Source organism: Celeribacter baekdonensis B30 (genome assembly GCF_000299875.1).
GTDB lineage: Bacteria > Pseudomonadota > Alphaproteobacteria > Rhodobacterales > Rhodobacteraceae > Celeribacter > Celeribacter baekdonensis_A.
This window is the reverse complement of record NZ_AMRK01000013.1, coordinates 48,306-63,783: the sequence shown is the minus strand read 5'-3', so window position 1 is coordinate 63,783 and position 15,478 is coordinate 48,306. Positions and strand designations below refer to the sequence as shown.

Annotated in this window: 18 protein-coding genes and 1 pseudogene; 12 read left to right on the top strand and 7 right to left on the bottom strand. The window is 60.8% G+C overall.

Going from position 1 to position 15,478, the window contains the following annotated elements:
- Nucleotides 1–45: 45 nt before the first annotated feature.
- Nucleotides 46–888 carry a hypothetical protein gene (locus B30_RS17975; RefSeq protein WP_009573605.1) on the top strand — a complete coding sequence of 281 codons (843 nt, stop codon included), beginning with the start codon at nucleotides 46–48 and terminating at the stop codon, nucleotides 886–888.
- Between the two features lie 270 nt (nucleotides 889–1,158).
- On the opposite strand, the gene B30_RS17970 is transcribed toward B30_RS17975, so the two are convergent.
- The 5 genes from B30_RS17970 to B30_RS17950 all read right to left on the bottom strand — a co-directional run bounded on the left by B30_RS17970 (nucleotide 1,159) and on the right by B30_RS17950 (nucleotide 4,409).
- Nucleotides 1,159–1,521, bottom strand: a complete 363-nt coding sequence (locus B30_RS17970) for an STAS/SEC14 domain-containing protein (protein ID WP_009573604.1) — start codon at nucleotides 1,519–1,521, stop codon at nucleotides 1,159–1,161.
- The gene (locus B30_RS17965) at nucleotides 1,493–2,458 is read right to left on the bottom strand and encodes a cation diffusion facilitator family transporter (protein WP_009573603.1); all 966 of its coding nucleotides are present in this window, start codon (nucleotides 2,456–2,458) and stop codon (nucleotides 1,493–1,495) included. The genes B30_RS17970 and B30_RS17965 overlap by 29 nt, the downstream gene beginning before the upstream one ends.
- Complete coding sequence (locus B30_RS17960; RefSeq protein ID WP_009573602.1) at nucleotides 2,448–3,203, bottom strand: transglutaminase-like domain-containing protein; 756 nt, start codon at nucleotides 3,201–3,203, stop codon at nucleotides 2,448–2,450. The genes B30_RS17965 and B30_RS17960 overlap by 11 nt, the downstream gene beginning before the upstream one ends.
- Before the next feature lie 95 nt (nucleotides 3,204–3,298).
- Nucleotides 3,299–3,877 carry a cation transporter gene (locus B30_RS17955; RefSeq protein WP_009573601.1) on the bottom strand — a complete coding sequence of 193 codons (579 nt, stop codon included), beginning with the start codon at nucleotides 3,875–3,877 and terminating at the stop codon, nucleotides 3,299–3,301.
- 103 nt (nucleotides 3,878–3,980) lie between these two features.
- Nucleotides 3,981–4,409 (bottom strand): MerR family transcriptional regulator, encoded by a 429-nt coding sequence (locus B30_RS17950; RefSeq protein WP_013959865.1) that lies wholly within the window; start codon nucleotides 4,407–4,409, stop codon nucleotides 3,981–3,983.
- Between the two features lie 171 nt (nucleotides 4,410–4,580).
- Between B30_RS17950 and B30_RS17945 the strand changes: the two genes are divergently transcribed.
- Genes B30_RS17945 through lnt form a run of 10 tightly spaced genes read left to right on the top strand, consistent with a single transcriptional unit; the run spans nucleotide 4,581 to nucleotide 12,039 of the window.
- The gene (locus tag B30_RS17945; protein ID WP_232616941.1) at nucleotides 4,581–5,183 is read left to right on the top strand and encodes an SCO family protein; all 603 of its coding nucleotides are present in this window, start codon (nucleotides 4,581–4,583) and stop codon (nucleotides 5,181–5,183) included.
- Between the two features lie 5 nt (nucleotides 5,184–5,188).
- Nucleotides 5,189–5,611 carry a disulfide bond formation protein B gene (locus tag B30_RS17940; protein WP_009573598.1) on the top strand — a complete coding sequence of 141 codons (423 nt, stop codon included), beginning with the start codon at nucleotides 5,189–5,191 and terminating at the stop codon, nucleotides 5,609–5,611.
- Nucleotides 5,608–6,267 carry a DsbA family protein gene (locus B30_RS17935; RefSeq protein WP_009573597.1) on the top strand — a complete coding sequence of 220 codons (660 nt, stop codon included), beginning with the start codon at nucleotides 5,608–5,610 and terminating at the stop codon, nucleotides 6,265–6,267. The genes B30_RS17940 and B30_RS17935 overlap by 4 nt, the downstream gene beginning before the upstream one ends.
- A gap of 23 nt (nucleotides 6,268–6,290) precedes the next feature.
- Nucleotides 6,291–6,758 carry a copper chaperone PCu(A)C gene (locus B30_RS17930; RefSeq protein ID WP_009573596.1) on the top strand — a complete coding sequence of 156 codons (468 nt, stop codon included), beginning with the start codon at nucleotides 6,291–6,293 and terminating at the stop codon, nucleotides 6,756–6,758.
- Nucleotides 6,758–7,384: an SCO family protein gene (locus tag B30_RS17925; RefSeq protein WP_009573595.1), complete on the top strand. Its 627-nt coding sequence runs from the start codon at nucleotides 6,758–6,760 to the stop codon at nucleotides 7,382–7,384. The genes B30_RS17930 and B30_RS17925 overlap by 1 nt, the downstream gene beginning before the upstream one ends.
- The gene (locus B30_RS17920) at nucleotides 7,381–8,754 is read left to right on the top strand and encodes a M23 family metallopeptidase (RefSeq protein WP_009573594.1); all 1,374 of its coding nucleotides are present in this window, start codon (nucleotides 7,381–7,383) and stop codon (nucleotides 8,752–8,754) included. The genes B30_RS17925 and B30_RS17920 overlap by 4 nt, the downstream gene beginning before the upstream one ends.
- A gap of 3 nt (nucleotides 8,755–8,757) precedes the next feature.
- Nucleotides 8,758–9,213, top strand: a complete 456-nt coding sequence (locus B30_RS17915; RefSeq protein WP_009573593.1) for a DUF411 domain-containing protein — start codon at nucleotides 8,758–8,760, stop codon at nucleotides 9,211–9,213.
- A gap of 12 nt (nucleotides 9,214–9,225) precedes the next feature.
- Complete coding sequence (locus B30_RS17910) at nucleotides 9,226–10,008, top strand: ZIP family metal transporter (protein ID WP_009573592.1); 783 nt, start codon at nucleotides 9,226–9,228, stop codon at nucleotides 10,006–10,008.
- Nucleotides 10,009–10,036: 28 nt separating this feature from the next.
- Nucleotides 10,037–10,495 carry a signal peptidase II gene (lspA, locus tag B30_RS17905; protein WP_009573591.1) on the top strand — a complete coding sequence of 153 codons (459 nt, stop codon included), beginning with the start codon at nucleotides 10,037–10,039 and terminating at the stop codon, nucleotides 10,493–10,495.
- Nucleotides 10,462–12,039, top strand: a complete 1,578-nt coding sequence (gene lnt, locus B30_RS17900; protein WP_009573590.1) for an apolipoprotein N-acyltransferase — start codon at nucleotides 10,462–10,464, stop codon at nucleotides 12,037–12,039. Before lspA ends, lnt begins: the two co-directional genes overlap by 34 nt.
- Before the next feature lie 9 nt (nucleotides 12,040–12,048).
- On the opposite strand, the pseudogene B30_RS17895 reads toward lnt, so the two are convergent.
- Together B30_RS17895 and B30_RS17890 are read right to left on the bottom strand one after the other, a co-directional pair.
- A pseudogene (locus B30_RS17895) lies at nucleotides 12,049–12,561 on the bottom strand (L,D-transpeptidase family protein).
- Between the two features lie 63 nt (nucleotides 12,562–12,624).
- The gene (locus B30_RS17890) at nucleotides 12,625–14,979 is read right to left on the bottom strand and encodes a heavy metal translocating P-type ATPase (protein ID WP_009573588.1); all 2,355 of its coding nucleotides are present in this window, start codon (nucleotides 14,977–14,979) and stop codon (nucleotides 12,625–12,627) included.
- A gap of 182 nt (nucleotides 14,980–15,161) precedes the next feature.
- Between B30_RS17890 and B30_RS17885 the strand changes: the two genes are divergently transcribed.
- Nucleotides 15,162–15,446: a hypothetical protein gene (locus B30_RS17885; protein ID WP_009573587.1), complete on the top strand. Its 285-nt coding sequence runs from the start codon at nucleotides 15,162–15,164 to the stop codon at nucleotides 15,444–15,446.
- Nucleotides 15,447–15,478: the final 32 nt, after the last annotated feature.

The following is a 15,478-nucleotide window of genomic DNA, read 5'->3' as shown; positions in this document are numbered from 1 at the left end:
TGTTGTCTCACGACATGGCGTCGGTTCTCCAAGGAGACCTCGACCATGGAATCTACGACCGGCCTGATCCTGCGACGGATCACACAGACAAATCTCTCTGTTGCTGCGCACAAGCTTGCTACCCTCATCCTCGATGCCATCGCCTGGAAGGATGGCTACAACGGTTTGTCGCGCGGAACGGCAGCCTTCACCCTCTCGGCCCTGGCGGAGAAGATGGGTGTTTCACGACAATATCTTTCGGTTCTATTGAGCGAACTTGAGACGTCGAAGTTGCAGCTCGAGCGGGCAAAGCCGAATGGAAAGTTCGCGCCCTGGATCTTTCGGTTTTCCGCCTTCGACGAGGAGAGTGAAACCCATGATCTCGTGTCAGGTGAAGGTGACACATCACTATCTAGAGATAATAATAACAAAACTATCTTCTCAGGACTGATCGACATCACCGCGAGTTCGAACGTTTTTCAGACCAGTTGGGCAGAGCTCATCAAAGCAGCGAAGGCCACGTTGCCCTGCTGGAACATCGACACCCAGGTCATCTGGGATCGCTTCCTCGCCTTCAATCGGTCCCGAGGCAACGGCAGGGTGCCGGCCGGCTTCCTGCTTGGCTTCATGCGCCGGTGGCGAAATTCGTCGGGAACTCCAACTCGTCCCGCGGTCAAGCCGCCCGCGAGACCAATAACGGACCCCAAAGAGCGCGAATTGCTGAGACAGATGCAAGCCGCACCAACTTCGAACCGCCAGTTCCACGCGTCCGACTTGTGTCGCTTGATCGGATACACTGCCTACGAAGCGCGTGTACTCGATGTGATCCACGAGTTTGGGTGCCAGAGGTTTTCAGCGACGTTGGCGGTGCACGGACGAGCGGTGCTGGCAGGGGAGATATCCAGGTAGATTCACCTGCCAAGCTTTGGATCCGGGAAGGCTCTGCCCCCGCGTACAGAAAATCGGCAGATAATGAAGTTTATGTTAAATTTCGAAGAATTCAGCGCGTAGGGACTTATTTTGCAGCCTAAAGTCGACATCAAACTTCATCGGATTTTTTCATCCGAGCAGACAAATGTTGCTGACTACATTTAGATCGTTCCGATCCTCCATTAATCGTGAAGCATCTGATGTGATGTCAATTTCCAGGCCAGAATCCTTTTCTTGCAGAATCGCTGGCTACCCGTCACGCGCCCACGCAATTGCGGACTCGGTATCGCTGGATTCGAACCACTGCATCTCGGAGCCCGTCAGTAGGTTGACCACCCGTGCGCCCCATTCCATCCATCTGCGTTCTCCGACAACCGCTATGCGACCGAAATCGTTCACGTGGGCGGTGTCGACCTTCAGATCTTCCAGCATCGCCGAAGGCTCTTCGTAGCCCTCGAAACTTGTAAGGTCGAGAACCAGACCCGGATTATCGGTTGTTCCAAGACGCTCATGAAGCAGCGCGTGCATTTGCTTGAATTCTGTCTCCGTCAACTTGCCTTCGCAGACGAGCCCGATGACATCATCACGCTCGGTCAGCGTTTCCTTGAACATTGGTCTTCTCCTTTTCACTTGCGTTGCCGTGACAGTAGAGATCGGCGTTCTGATGAGCGCGATCCTCGTGCTCGAATTCGAGGCTGGAATGGCTGATGCCGAATTCTTCCTTCAGCCGCTTCTTGATCGCGCTCTTGATCTCTTCAATCTTCGACCACCCTTCGGCTGCCACGACGACATGGCAGTCGAGCGCAGCCTCGTGCTCTTGCATTTGCCAGAGATGGACGTGGTGGACGTCGGCGACGCCTTCGACTTTCCGCATCGCTTCGACGACGGCCTCGTTGTCGATGTCCGGCGGGCTCCCGAGCATCAGGGTTCGGATTGGGCCGCCTATTTCAGTGAAAGACAGATACAGGATGTAGATCGCGATGCCGATGGTGATGGTAGGATCGACCAAACGCATGTCGTAAAGGATGATCATCGACCCAGCGACGATAACCGCGACCGAAGCAAGCGCGTCCGACAGGTTATGCAGGAAAAGCGCGCGGATGTTCACGCTCCCCTTCTGCATCGAATAGGTCAGCATTGCGGTCAGCGTGTCGACCACAAGCGCGATTCCACCGAGAATGACGACGGTCCACCCCATGACTTCGGGTGGATCAATCATGCGCATGCCACCTTCGTAGATCAGATAGAAGCCGATCACGATGAGGGTGGTGTAGTTGATCAGGGCCGCGACGATTTCGACCCGACCATAGCCGAAGGTCATGCGCTCATCGGCCGGGCGGCGCGCGATCTTGCGTGCGGCGAAGGCAATGACAAGCGAGGCCATATCGGAAAAGTTGTGCAGCGCATCGGCGATCAGTGCCAAACTACCCGAGAATATGCCCCCGACGATCTGCGCAACGGTAAGAAGCCCGTTCGCCCAGATCGCGATGGCAACCCGCCGATCGCCAGAATCCGGTTCGATATGCGCGTGCCCATGATCATGCGGCATTGGCAGGCTCCTCATGCGCGTGTGTCGCGCGTCGGTCAGTCTTGAGGCGGCCGCTGCGGAAACCACGTACGCGCGCATTCATCCAGTGGCGGATGATATGACGGTAAAGGGCACCACGCAGCCACCCAAAGGATTGCTCATGGGACAAATAGAAGGCGTCCGGCGTATCGTACACGCCAAAATCTTGCACAATGCCGGTTTTCTGAATGTAGGTATCTTCTCCGTTCCAGGCGACGGGAGGCGCGCCAAGGCAATCCGTGCCCGCGCCATAACCGCAGAGACTTTCTGTGTCCGAGAATGACGTTTGCAGGACATCGAGGAAAGCGTCATCCAGGATGAAGCCTTCAAGGTTGATCCAGGCACCTTGAAATTCGATCTCGACCCATGAGTGGAGAATTTCCTGCGGAGCAAGCGGATACACCAGCTCAGGGACAACACCGCGCTGCAAGCCTTTGTGGATCGTAAACCCATGCAACCGGCAACGAATGCCGACACCACGCAGCAGCGCCATCAAGAGCGTGCCTTTGGTATTGCACTGCCCATAGCCGTCGGAAAGCACTTCGGATGCGGGGATGTCGTCAGCTCGATTGTATCCGAACGCGATTTCATTCCGAACGAAATCATAGGCAGCTCCGATCCGATCGTATTCGGATAAGCCGCGCCAGCTGCGGTTCTCAATTAGACGCGCAAGAGGCGCGGCATCAAAATCCAGTAGTTTGGTGGGTACAAGTAGGGGGTCGGTCATCTGCAACGGGTCGCTCCTCGAATCGTCTTGGAACAAGACTAATTGCTATAGTCACTATAGCTTCAATCCTTTCTTTCAGAAAGAATCTCCCGCAACTATTTGTCCGTGTGAACCGCTTTGTGGTGTTCGCCGTGTGCGTCGCGCAGGATGTCGATACCGCCCCAGGCCGCGATCCCGGCGACGATCACACCGACGACAAGGTCCGGCCAGTTGGTTCCTAGCCAAGCGACGAGGCCACCGGCCACGACGATCCCGAGGTTCGCGGCGAAATCGTTGTAACTGAAGGTGTTGGCCGCGCGGATATTGACGTTTGGATTTTTGAGCTTAGCGAGCAGCCAAACGCAGACTGCGTTGATAGCCGCCGCGATCAGGGCCATTGCAATCATGATCGTCCCGAGCGGATCTGACCCACCGATGTAGCGGCGCCACGCATCGTAGAGGATGCCTGCAGCGAACAGGATCAGCAGCCCGCCGGAAACGTTCGCCGCCCCGCGTTTCCATTTGGCGGATCGGGACAAAGCGAAAAGGCTGATCGCGTAGACGAAGCTGTCGGAGAGGTTATCGAGCCCGTTGGCGATCAGGGCACTTGAGTCGCCGAAGGCGCCTGTTGCGAAAAAGGCCACGGCCAAACCGATATTGAGCGCCAGAACGATCCAAAGCGTCCGTCTCTCCATTGAATCTTGTCTAGCGGCCATTTTGTGGTTCCAGCTTGTGTTGTACGACACATTAACTTCTGCGGCTGATCTGCGTTCCAGCCGGAATGTTGGCTGAATTCCTTCAGGCCCCGATTTCCTCGTGTTCGGTCAAGCATTCCGAATGGTCCCGCAACACCTCAAGCACCTTGCAATCTCCCGTCCGCCCGCCGCTGCATTCGTGAACCATGCGTTTCAGTTCCGTGCGCAGCGCCTTCAGGCGGGCCATGCGCTGCTCCACCTGTTTGAGCTGGCGACGCGCGATGGCATCAGCTTCATCACAGGGCCGATTGGGATGGTCGCTGAGGTCGAGCAGCTCGCGGATCGCATCGAGCGAGAAGCCGAGTTGCCGCGAGTGGCGGATGAAGGACAGTCGATCAAGCTGTGCATTGTCGTAGCGCCTCTGTCCGCCTTCGGTCCTGCCAGGTTCGGGCATGAGTCCGATCTGTTCGTAGTACCGGATGGTCTGCACTTTTGTGCCAGTCTTCTTTGACAGAGTACCGATCGTGAGCATTTTCGCCTCCATGAAAAAGATACAGTTTGTGTAGGTTTTGCCGTCGGAATAGACAAGTGTCGGATTCACAGACGCGTGAGTTCAAGCTATACCATGATTTCGTGCTTGAACCTCTAGCAGCTAGAGGATGTATCCGCACAAGCAATAAGAATCAAAATCAGGCGAACAGGATTGTCCCTTACATCGGCACAGAAGTTTCTTTGGGTTTTGGCAGGCGTGGCAGCGCTTGCCTTCGTATGGCTTTTGCTATGGTCCGATTATCGTGCCGATAGCGCCCGAACCGACGCCGAACCGCCTTTTTTCGCTGAGTTCGAACTGACGGACCACCAGGGTATGGTTCGAACCGAGGAGGACTTTGCGGGGCGCTGGATGCTGGTTTTTTTCGGCTTTACCAACTGCCCCGACGTCTGCCCGACGACCCTATCCGAGGTCGCGGCGGTGATGGACGGTCTGGGCGACGATGCCGCCAAGGTCCAGCCGATTTTCATAACAATCGACCCTGAACGAGACACGCCCGCAGCACTCGCCGAATACGTCCCGCTGTTCGATGCGGGCATCATCGGGCTGACCGACACGCCGGAACAGATCGCCGCCACATCCGAGACCTTTCCGATCTTCTTCGAACGCGTCGAAGAGGCTGCGGCGCCGGATGGTTACACGATGGGCCACACGTCGCATCTGTTCCTCTTCGATCCCGACGCGGGCTTCGCCGACTCGTGGCCCTACGGCACCTCCGCCGAAGAGATCCTCGCCAATCTGGAAGAGAGGATCTGACCGACATGAACCGTATGTCCGGAGAAACAGCCCTCGGGCTGGCGTGGATCATCGCGCTCGTCGCCTCGCTTGCCGTGCTTTTCATCGGCGAGGTGCTGGGGCAGACGCCCTGTGTGCTGTGCTGGTTCCAGCGCGCCTTCATGTTCCCCTTGGCCATTGTCCTCGGGCTCGGCCTTTGGTGGCGGGACGGCCGCGTGGGGCGCTACGGCATCGCATTGGCGCTTGGCGGCGGCGCAATCGCCCTCTGGCACATGGGGCTGTACGTCGGTCTTGTTCCCGAACGCGTCCAGCCCTGCACGGCCACCGGCCCCTCTTGCACCGATGACAACCAACTGGTCTTCGGCATCCCTATCCCGCTGATGGCGCTCGCCGCCTTCGCGCTGATCGGGGCGCTGTCGGCCCTTTCATTAAAGGACACACGAACATGAATCGACGCGGCCTGATCCTGTCCGTTCTTGCCCTCGGCGCCGCCGGTTTCGGCGGAGCCACCTGGTTTGCAAACCGCCCCGGCCCAGTGGCCGAAGCGGAGCCCGTTGCTCCGGAACTTGCGGAGGCGATGATCCGCCCCTACTCGCCCATCCTCGGGCCTGCGGATGCGCCCGTCACGATCGTCGAATTCTTCGATCCGGCCTGCGAGGCCTGTCGCGCCTTTCATCCCATCGTGAAGGACATCATGGCCGAGCATGGGGATGCTGTCCGCGTCGTGATCCGCTACACGCCTTTCCACGGCGCGGCATCCGAGGAAGCGATCCGCGTGCTCGAGGCGGCGCGCATGCAGGACGTTTACATGCCGGTGCTCGAGGCCGTTCTGCGGGAACAGCCGAGATGGGCGTCGCACGGTGCCCCGGAGCCCGGCCTGATCCTTCAGATCGCCGCCACGGCCGGGCTCGATGCCGAGGCCGCCCGCACGCAAATGCTGGCACCCGGTGTCGTGGCGATCCTTAACCAAGATCGTGCTGACGTCGAGGCCGTGGGAATTCGCCAGACGCCCACATTCTTTGTGAACGGCAAGCCGCTCGATCCATTCGGGGAGGCAGAGTTGCGTCGTCTGGTGGCCGCCGAAGTCGCTGCCGCGCAAAGCTGAATGGAAAGGGCAGGATCAGAACGATGAAAAAGTATATTTTGACTGGCACACTGGCCGCGCTTTTGACCCTAGGAGGGCTCTCAGTGCCCGCGCTGGCCGGACCCGAGGATGTTGTCGTCGAGAACGCGTGGTCCCGCGCCTCCATCGGGATGAACCGTCCCGGGGCCGCTTACATGACGATCCGCAACACTGGCGACGAGCCGGTGACGCTGATCGGCCTTACAACACCGCTCGCGATGATGCCCGAAATTCACGAGACGAAGACAAATGCCGAAGGTGTGAGTTCCATGAGCCCGGCGGGGGAGATCGCGATCGCCCCGGGCGAGAGCATCGCGCTCGAACCGGGGGGCCTGCACGCAATGCTGATGCGGCTGCAAGAACCAATGACGGAAGGGGACACTTTTCCGCTGACACTGCTTTTCGACGACGGAGGCGAAGTGACGGTCGAGGTTCCGATCCTCGGCATCGCCGCGCGGGGGCCAGAGGACTGATGCAGCGACGGGCGATCCTGGGGTACGGCGCGGCTGGTGTCGGGGCGGTCGCCCTGATGCTCTTCGTCGGTTGGTGGCGGGTCGACGGACCCGGTGCACCCGCACCTGTCGGGCAGCGGCCTGTGACCCTTACCGAGATGGACTTCCGTCTGACGGATCATGAGGGCAACGCGGTCGGGCCGGAAACCCTGATCGGTCGCCCGACGATGGCGTTCTTCGGCTTCACCTACTGTCCCGATGTCTGCCCGACCACGCTTTCTGACATTTCGGGATGGCTCGACGATCTGGGAGACGAGGCCGACGAGATGAACGTGGTTTTCATCACGGTCGATCCCGAGCGCGACACTGTAGAAACGATGGCCGAATATGTCGGCTACTTCCATCCGGCGATCCGCGGCTGGACGGGACCGGAAGAGCAGATAGCGCGCGTCGCGGACGGCTTCCGCGCCACCTACGAGCGAGTACCGGCGGAGAGCGGCGATTACACGATGAACCACACCGCGAGCGTCTTCCTGTTCGCAGCCTCTGGGCGATTCGTCACCATGATCGACTATCACGAGCCCAAAGAATTCGCGGTGCCGAAGATCCGCCGCGCGCTGGAAGAAGAAATGGAGGGGGCGACATGAGGCTCAGAACTTTGGCGGCTTGTGTCGCAATTGCGGGGACGGTTTCGGGAGCGGCTATCGCCATCTCTGATTCCATGTCGAAAGAACCCGTGCCGCCGGAACTTGCCCAGGCAGGTAGCTGGATGCCCCAAGGTCCTGAAGCCCCCCAGAACGTTGACATCCCCGTGACGCTGCCCGCGGCGGCATGGGCAGACGATGCACCCGACCTCAGCCCGCTGCCCCTTCTGCAGGCCGCGTTTGCCGACAGGCCGGTGCAAGCGATCGAGCCACCCCTGTCGACGTGGTCGCGCGACATTGCTCCGGGCGAAACGCTCGATTTCTTGCTGTCAGAGGCCGGTCTTGCGGCACCTGACAGAGCCGAAGTTGCCCTCGCGCTTGGCGCGGAATACGATCTGCGACGGCTGCGGCCGGGGCACTCGGTCACTGTTGCTTCGACCATGGACGGCAGCCCCCGCACCGTCTCAGTCGCCGTCGAGGACGGGGTTCGGATCGAGGTGGTTTTCGGCGAGCAGTTGTCCACACAGGTCGTGGCTCCGGATCCGGAGATCGTAACCCTTGCCGGCGAAGCCGTGATCGACAGCTCGATCTTCGCGGCACTCGACGAAGCCGGCATACCCGCCCGTTTTTCCGTGGACCTTGCGCAGATGCTGGGTGGGACCGTGGATTTCCGCCGCGAGATGGCCGGCGGCGAAACACTAAGGCTTCTCTGGCGTGAGGCGCGGGTCGGCGAGGACAGGATCGGACAGCCCGAACTCGCCTTCGCCGCACTGGACATCGGCGGTTCGCTCTACGAGATCGTATGGCCTGACGACGGCAGCGGTCAGGCGACGATCTACGTCGATGGCGAGGTGCTGCGCGTCTTCGCACAGCCGGTCGAGGGTGCGCGCCTCAGCTCGGTGTTCGGGCGCCGCACGCATCCGGTCTTTGGCAACGTCCGGATGCACACCGGCGTCGATTTTGCAGCGGCACGTGGGACACCGGTTCAATCGACGGCACCGGGGCGGGTTAGTTTCATTGGCTGGCGCGGTGGCTATGGCCGTGTGGTCGAAATCTCGCACGGCTCCGACACCATGACGCGCTACGCGCATCTGAGCGCCGTGCCGGAAGACCTGGCACAAGGCCAACGCGTTGCGGCGGGAGATGTGATCGGCCGCGTCGGCGCGACTGGCACGGCGACAGGTCCGAACCTGCACTACGAAGTCCTCGTGGATGGGCGCCCGACTGACCCCCTCACTGACGACCGGCTCGCCGAAGCAGCCGAGAGCGAAGCGGATGATACCGCCGCGCTCTCGCGTCTGGCCGAGGCGCGCGCGCTTCTGAATGAAAACCTCGGCAGCGAGATTGCCGAAACGACAACCGAAAGGCTCTGACCCATGAAACGCATGACCCAAGCTCTGGCAATCACCCTCGCCCTGTTACCAGCGGCCCAGGTTCTCGCAGAGGCAACGGCGATCGAGGTCCGCAAGACGAACGGTTGCGGCTGTTGCCTGTCTTGGATGAACCATCTCGAAGAGAACGGGTTTGTGCCGACCGGCCAGGACATGTTCGGCGGGCTTCTCGTGCGCTTCAAGCTAGACAACGGCGTGCCGCAGCGCATGGTCTCCTGCCACACCGCGCTCATTGACGGCTACGTGATCGAGGGCCATGTACCGGCCGCTGACATCCGCCGCCTTCTCGAGGAGCGCCCGGACGCCGTCGGCCTCGCTGTTCCGGGGATGCCCTATGGCTCGCCCGGCATGGGGCCAGAAGACGACCGCGAGGCCTATGATGTCTTCCTCATCCGCAAGGACGGGTCGACGGAAGTCTTTTCGAGCTACGCCGAAGGATAATCTGGCCCGCCCATGGAAAATCTGTCTCCGATAATGCTTGGCTTTCTCGGAAGTCTCGCCGCCGGTTCGCTCACGGCAGTCGGAGCAGTTCCCGTGCTGTTTGGGCGCATCCCGTCCCGGGCCACGCGCGATCTGTCGCTCGGCTTCGCCGCCGGTGTCATGCTGTCAGCCTCGTTCTTTTCGCTGATCATCCCGGCATTGAATGCGGCAGAGCCAATGTTCGAGAACGGCGCGATGCCTGCGGCCATCGTGTGCGTCTCGATCCTTCTGGGAATGGGGGCTGTCGCCCTGATGAACGAAAAGCTGCCGCACGAGCACTTCAAGACAGGACGCGAAGGGCCCGAAGCGGCGTCTTTGCGGCGGGTCTGGCTGTTCATCATCGCAATCACGATCCACAACTTCCCCGAAGGCCTTGCGGTTGGGGTCGGCTTCGGATCCGGAGGTATGGAGGGCGGTCTGCCTCTTGCTGTCGGAATCGGGCTTCAGAATGCGCCCGAAGGATTGGCCGTCGCTGTATCTCTGCTGGGCGAGGGATATCCGAAGCTGCGCGCCTGGGGCATCGCGGCGCTGACGGGCATGGTCGAGCCGATTGGCGGCCTGCTCGGGGCCGGGATCATCACACTGTCGGAACCGCTGCTTCCATGGGGTCTGGCCTTTGCCGCGGGCGCAATGCTCTACGTTATCAGCCACGAAATCATCCCCGAAACCCATCGCAGCGGCCATCAGAACAGGGCGACGCTCGGTCTCGCAGTCGGGCTCGTTCTAATGCTGTTCCTTGATGTCTGGTTGGGATGAGGCAATGTCACTAAACAAGGTATCTCCGATGATCGGCGTCTTCGCAGCACTTGCTGCGTTCGCGATCGATCAGATCACCAAAGCCATTGTCGTTGCGAATGCCGTCACTTTAAGCGCCGGGATTCCTGTGTTTCCGGGATTCAACCTCGTCTTTTATCGTAATGACGGCGTGACTTTCGGGATGTTGGGCGGCGCGCCGTGGTGGAGCCTCATCGCTCTCGCTCTTGCCATCTGTGTTTGGCTAGGGGTTATGCTGTTTCGCGCCGAAAATGCGGTCGAAACACTTGCCTATGGCGCGATCATTGGCGGAGCCCTGGGCAATGTCATCGATCGTGTGCGGTATCGGGCTGTAACAGACTTTCTCGATTTCTACATTGGCACAACACATTGGCCTGCCTTCAACTTGGCCGATGTATTTGTCGTCAGTGGCGTGGGGCTCTTGCTCGCCGCGCCATGGATCAGCGCGCGGCGTTCGATCAAGTCGTGAAGCCGGAAATTCTGAACCGCATCGCTCTGCGCCACCGTTTTCTTTCGCGGGTGACGCTTGGTTTCGTCGCCGGGGCGCTGACCGTTCTGACTTTCCCGCCTTTCTCGATTCTCCTACTCGTTCCCGTTGCCTATTCCGCGTTGTTTGTCGGTCTTCGCGGTCTCTCCTTCGGGCGTGCTTTTCTCGTCGGCTGGGCGTTCGGACTCGGCCAGTTCGGTTTCGGGATTTCATGGATCGCGGAGAGTTTCTACGTCGAGGCCGAGCGGTTTGGGGCGATGGCGATCCCGGCCGTCGCGGGATTGTCCGCAGGTCTCGCGATTTTCCCAGCCATTGCCGCTGTGCTCTTCGCCGAAATCGCGCGGCGCGGAGCCCTGGGCAATCTCCTGGCCTGCCTCCTGTTCGCGACCTTCTGGACCGTGGCCGAGTGGTTGCGAGGTCACGTTCTGACAGGTTTTCCGTGGATCCTCGCCAGCTACGCTCTGGTCGATTACGCCGCGTTGCGCCAGCCCGCCGCCTGGGTCGGAAGCTATGGACTAAGCTTTCTCACCGTGTTCGTCGCGGCACTTCCCGTCGCGGCTGTCATGGCGTCCGGGCGGCAACGACTGACCATCTCGCTCATGGCGCTGGCCGGCATCGCGACGATGTGGGCCGTCGGCACACTTCGCCTCCAGTCGGATACAGAACAGCCACCCGGTGTGGAGCTGCGCATCGTCCAGGGCAACGTTCCCCAAGAGGAGAAATGGGCGCCCGAGAACCGCGAGGCAACCTTCGCGCGTTATCTTGAGCTTTCAACCCGGCGCGGCGATTTCGACGTTCTTCTCTGGCCGGAAACCGCCTTTCCGGGTTTCCTCGATGAGGATACGGAGGCACGGGCCCGCATTGCCGCAGCGCTACCAGACGGCAGAGTGCTGCTTACCGGTGTGCCGGACCGTGTACCGAGCGAGGATGGCACCCGATATTTCAACACGGTCCAGGCATTTGACGAGACCGGCGAGATCCTGACCGGATACGCGAAACACCATCTCGTGCCCTTCGGCGAATATGTGCCATTCCGCGGCTGGTTGCCCATCGAGCGGCTCACGGCGGGTCTGGGCGATTTTACGCCCGGACCGGGCCCGAGAACGCTTGCGCTTCCGGGTGTGCCGCTGGTCGCCGTGGCGATCTGCTATGAGATCATCTTCCCAGGGCATGTGGTCGACGACCTGTTCCGGCCGGACTGGATTTTCAACGCGACAAACGATGCCTGGTTTGGCACCAGCATCGGACCCGAGCAGCATCTGGCTTCCGCACGTATGCGCGCCGTAGAGGAAGGCCTTCCAGTCATCCGAGCCGCGAATACGGGCATCTCTGCGGTCATCGACGCGAGCGGAGAGATCGTTGCGCGGCTCGATACCGGCGAAACGGGCATCATCGACGCTAGCCTGCCCTCCGCGCGACCGCCGACACTCTACGCGAGCTTCGGGGACTGGATGCTGTTGGCGCTCATCTTGGCTTCGTGGAGCTGGGCAATGGCGCCAATGCGACGGCTCACTACCGCCGCATGAGAAAGACCGTCATGCAAAGATGTGGATAGGTGTCCCGTCCTTCACCATTGCATAGATGTCCTCGATCTCCCGATCCGTGACCGCGATGCAGCCAGCTGTCCAGTCGCGGACATTTGTCGGGTCGATGCCGGGGCGTGGGCCACCATGGATGAAGATGTCGCCGCCGGGGGAAAGGCCCTGCGCTTCGGCAAAGGCGATGTCGGCCTCGTTCGGATAAGAGATGCCAATCGAAAGATGGTAGGTGCTGTTGGGGTTTCGCCTGTCGATTGTGTAAACTCCTTCCGGAGTCCGGCCATCCCCTTCGAATTGTTTGTGACCCTCAGGAGCGAAACCCAGCCCGACCGGATAGGTTTGCAAGACGCGATCGGCTCCGTCGAGAACAAGCAAGCGCTGTCCCTTTTAAAGCCGAACACGGGTGACTTCGGGTCCGTCATAGCTGCGGAACTTGCTGGCACACCCGGACAGAAACGCTACCAACCCGCCCAACAGGACGGCGCGGCGGGGAAATCGGATGGTCTTCACTGCTCGATGCCTCTTTGGTGAGGTCTGATATGGACATCACGTTACCTTGCAAATGCTGCGTGATCAATGTCCGTGGGCAAGCGCGGCCTTTGCCATCTGTGGGCCAACCTGCTCACCGCCGGACGGCGGCGCCTTGGCCTCTTGGCTGTTCAGCAGGCGCAGGGCATTGGCCACCACCAGCAATGACACTCCTACGTCGGCTGCAATCGCGCCCCACATCGATGCCAGTCCGAACGCGGTAGCGACAACGAAAACGCCCTTGGTCGCCAAGGAAATACCGATGTTCTGATGAATGATCGACATTGTCCGGCGCGAATGACCGATCAGCCAAGGCACCTTGCCGAGATCGTCGGTCATCAGGGCTATATCCGCCGTCTCGATTGCCGCGTCCGAACCAACGGCACCCATTGCGATGGCGTAATGCGCGCGCGCCATGGCCGGGGCGTCGTTGACCCCGTCGCCGATCATGGCCACCATGTCATGCGTTTCGACCAGTTCTTCGATGGCAGTCACCTTGTCTTCGGGCAGAAGCTCGGCACGGACCTCGTCGATGCCGACCTCGGCTGCAACAGCGTGCGCTGTCCGCTCGTTATCACCGGTCAGCATGACGATGGTCTTCACACCCTGCGCGTGGAGCTGCGCCACGATGCCTTTGGCATCCGGGCGGATACGGTCGCGCAATTCCAAGATGCCGGTGACACCGGTGTCGTCGCCCACGGCAACAAGGGTGCTGCCAGCCCCTTCGATGCGGTCGCGCAAATCCTTCGGAATGGCGTCGCCGAAACCCTTCTCCGCGGCAAACCGGTCCGACCCCAGCCAGATCGACCGGCCGTCTGTGCGTCCTTCAAGTCCCCTGCCCGGAACGGTTCGGGTATCTTCCGCGGCGGATACCTTGATGCCGTCGGCTTCTGCCCGCGCAAGAATGGCGCGCGCCAAGGGATGCGAGGAACGTGCCTCCAGCCCAGCGGCGAGGGTCATCAGATCTTGCGCCGAAGCCCCGCCCAGCGGATGCACCGCCGCCACTTCGGGCTCGCCCATTGTGATTGTGCCGGTCTTGTCCATGGCCAGCGCGGTGGTCCGACCCGGTGCCTCGACATAGGCACCACCCTTGATGAGTACGCCCGCCCGCGCCGAAGCGGTGAGCGCCGCGACGATGGAGACAGGAGTCGAGATGACCAGAGCGCATGGGCAGGCGATCACCAGCAGCACGAGTGCATTGTAGAACCAATAATCCCAGGCTCCACCGAAAATGAGCGGCGGCAGCAGGGCAATTGCGATGGCGAGCGCCATGACGATAGGCGTGTAGATGCAGGCGAACTTCGCCACCCACTGCTCCACCGGCGCGCGGCGGGCATGGGCGTCACCGACCATGCGGATGATCTTGGCCAACACGGTATCCGAGGCGGCCTTCGTGGCGCGCACCGTCAGTGTGCCTTCGCCGTTGATCGTACCGGCATAGACTTCGTCGCCCCGTTCCTTTGGGACCAGCGCACTCTCTCCGGTGATTGGCGCCTGATCGACGGCCCCTGCCCCATCGACAACCTCACCATCCAATGGGATGCGGTCTCCGCCGCGCACGACGAAACGTGCGTTGATAGCAACCGCAGAAGCCGGAACGTCCGCTTCTGAGCCGTCATCATTAAGAACTCTTGCCGTCGGCGGCGCCAGGTCGAGCAGAGCTGAAACCGCATTCCTCGCACGCCCGACGCTCCAGCTTTCGAGGTAGAGCGAGAGCGAGAAGAAGAACGCGACTGTCGCCGCCTCGAAAAATTCGCCAAGCCCGATGGCACCGGCCACGGCGACCACCATGAGCAGGTTCATGTCGGGCGACAGCCGCTGAGCGGACGACCATGCCTTGGGTGCCACGAGCCAGACACCGAACAGGATCGCAACCGCGAACAGCCCTGCCTCGACCAGTGGCATCGGCGCTTCGCCGTGACCCGCGAAGAGGCCGAGCGCCCCGCCCATGCCGGTCTCGATGATGTGCCACAGAAATCCCGCGGCCCAGAAGCCTCCACTGAGCGCCGTAAACAGCCGCTGTCTTGCAAGATGGGCCGCCTGGTCGACCGACGCGTTCTCGGCATCCCAGGGCTTGGCGGTCATGCCGGTGCTTGCCACCAGTTCTGCAATTTCGCCGTCCGATACACTGCTGGCGCTGTCGAGAATAGTCATCCGTCCATTGATCACGTCGAACGCGAGATGCTCGGCTCCACCGATCTTCGGACCGACCACCTTGTTCAGGATTGCTACCTCCTCGGCACAATCGAGGCCGGATACCTGAAAACTGCGCCCGCCCGATGGCGCGGGCGTCGTCGGAACGATGTCGCCGCACGTTCCGGCGCCCCCGCAGCAGCTGCCGCCGCTTGTCTGGGCATCTTCGGCGTGATCGTGGTCGTGACGATGGGTGTCGGACGGCATGAATGGACCTCTGGATTCGGGTGCTTTACCATGACATAACCCCTACAGTAGCTAGAGCTTCAAGAGCAAAATACGGTGGTATTTCAGTTTGCTTTATTGCTAGAGGATGCGGCGACCGGCTCCATCACGCCTTGAGGCATGAAAAGCCGATGCAAAGAAAAACAGACACGAAAGGAAGCTTGATGCGGGTTTTGATGCTGAAGCAAAAAATAATTGTTGCAGTGGCGCTGTCTCTTACGGCCGGGTGCGCAATCCAGCCGACTGGACCGGGCGACTCGGCAGACCGGCGGGGCAACGTTCCCGAAGCCGTGATTGCAATGGCTGCCCCGAATCAGGATGTTTCAACCGCGCGCTTGGTGCCCGAGGACGGGTGCTACTGGTACGAACACAGCGGCCCCGTTGAAACGACCTTGCTGCCGCTGCGCACGGCGAACGGCAACCCTATCTGCGTCGCGCGGGAAGTGTGACGACGACCCGCACGTCACATCAATGCGCTGAG

Bases quoted from the DNA above. Each gene is read 5' to 3' on its own strand.
- B30_RS17975 (WP_009573605.1), top strand. From the start codon at position 46: ATGGAATCTACGACCGGCCTGATCCTGCGACGGATCACACAGACAAAT.
- B30_RS17970 (WP_009573604.1), bottom strand. From the start codon at position 1,521: ATGTTCAAGGAAACGCTGACCGAGCGTGATGATGTCATCGGGCTCGTC.
- B30_RS17965 (WP_009573603.1), bottom strand. From the start codon at position 2,458: ATGCCGCATGATCATGGGCACGCGCATATCGAACCGGATTCTGGCGAT.
- B30_RS17960 (WP_009573602.1), bottom strand. From the start codon at position 3,203: ATGACCGACCCCCTACTTGTACCCACCAAACTACTGGATTTTGATGCC.
- B30_RS17955 (WP_009573601.1), bottom strand. From the start codon at position 3,877: ATGGAGAGACGGACGCTTTGGATCGTTCTGGCGCTCAATATCGGTTTG.
- B30_RS17950 (WP_013959865.1), bottom strand. From the start codon at position 4,409: ATGCTCACGATCGGTACTCTGTCAAAGAAGACTGGCACAAAAGTGCAG.
- B30_RS17940 (WP_009573598.1), top strand. From the start codon at position 5,189: ATGAACCGTATGTCCGGAGAAACAGCCCTCGGGCTGGCGTGGATCATC.
- B30_RS17935 (WP_009573597.1), top strand. From the start codon at position 5,608: ATGAATCGACGCGGCCTGATCCTGTCCGTTCTTGCCCTCGGCGCCGCC.
- B30_RS17930 (WP_009573596.1), top strand. From the start codon at position 6,291: ATGAAAAAGTATATTTTGACTGGCACACTGGCCGCGCTTTTGACCCTA.
- B30_RS17925 (WP_009573595.1), top strand. From the start codon at position 6,758: ATGCAGCGACGGGCGATCCTGGGGTACGGCGCGGCTGGTGTCGGGGCG.
- B30_RS17920 (WP_009573594.1), top strand. From the start codon at position 7,381: ATGAGGCTCAGAACTTTGGCGGCTTGTGTCGCAATTGCGGGGACGGTT.
- B30_RS17915 (WP_009573593.1), top strand. From the start codon at position 8,758: ATGAAACGCATGACCCAAGCTCTGGCAATCACCCTCGCCCTGTTACCA.
- B30_RS17910 (WP_009573592.1), top strand. From the start codon at position 9,226: ATGGAAAATCTGTCTCCGATAATGCTTGGCTTTCTCGGAAGTCTCGCC.
- lspA (WP_009573591.1), top strand. From the start codon at position 10,037: ATGATCGGCGTCTTCGCAGCACTTGCTGCGTTCGCGATCGATCAGATC.
- lnt (WP_009573590.1), top strand. From the start codon at position 10,462: ATGGATCAGCGCGCGGCGTTCGATCAAGTCGTGAAGCCGGAAATTCTG.
- B30_RS17890 (WP_009573588.1), bottom strand. From the start codon at position 14,979: ATGCCGTCCGACACCCATCGTCACGACCACGATCACGCCGAAGATGCC.
- B30_RS17885 (WP_009573587.1), top strand. From the start codon at position 15,162: ATGCGGGTTTTGATGCTGAAGCAAAAAATAATTGTTGCAGTGGCGCTG.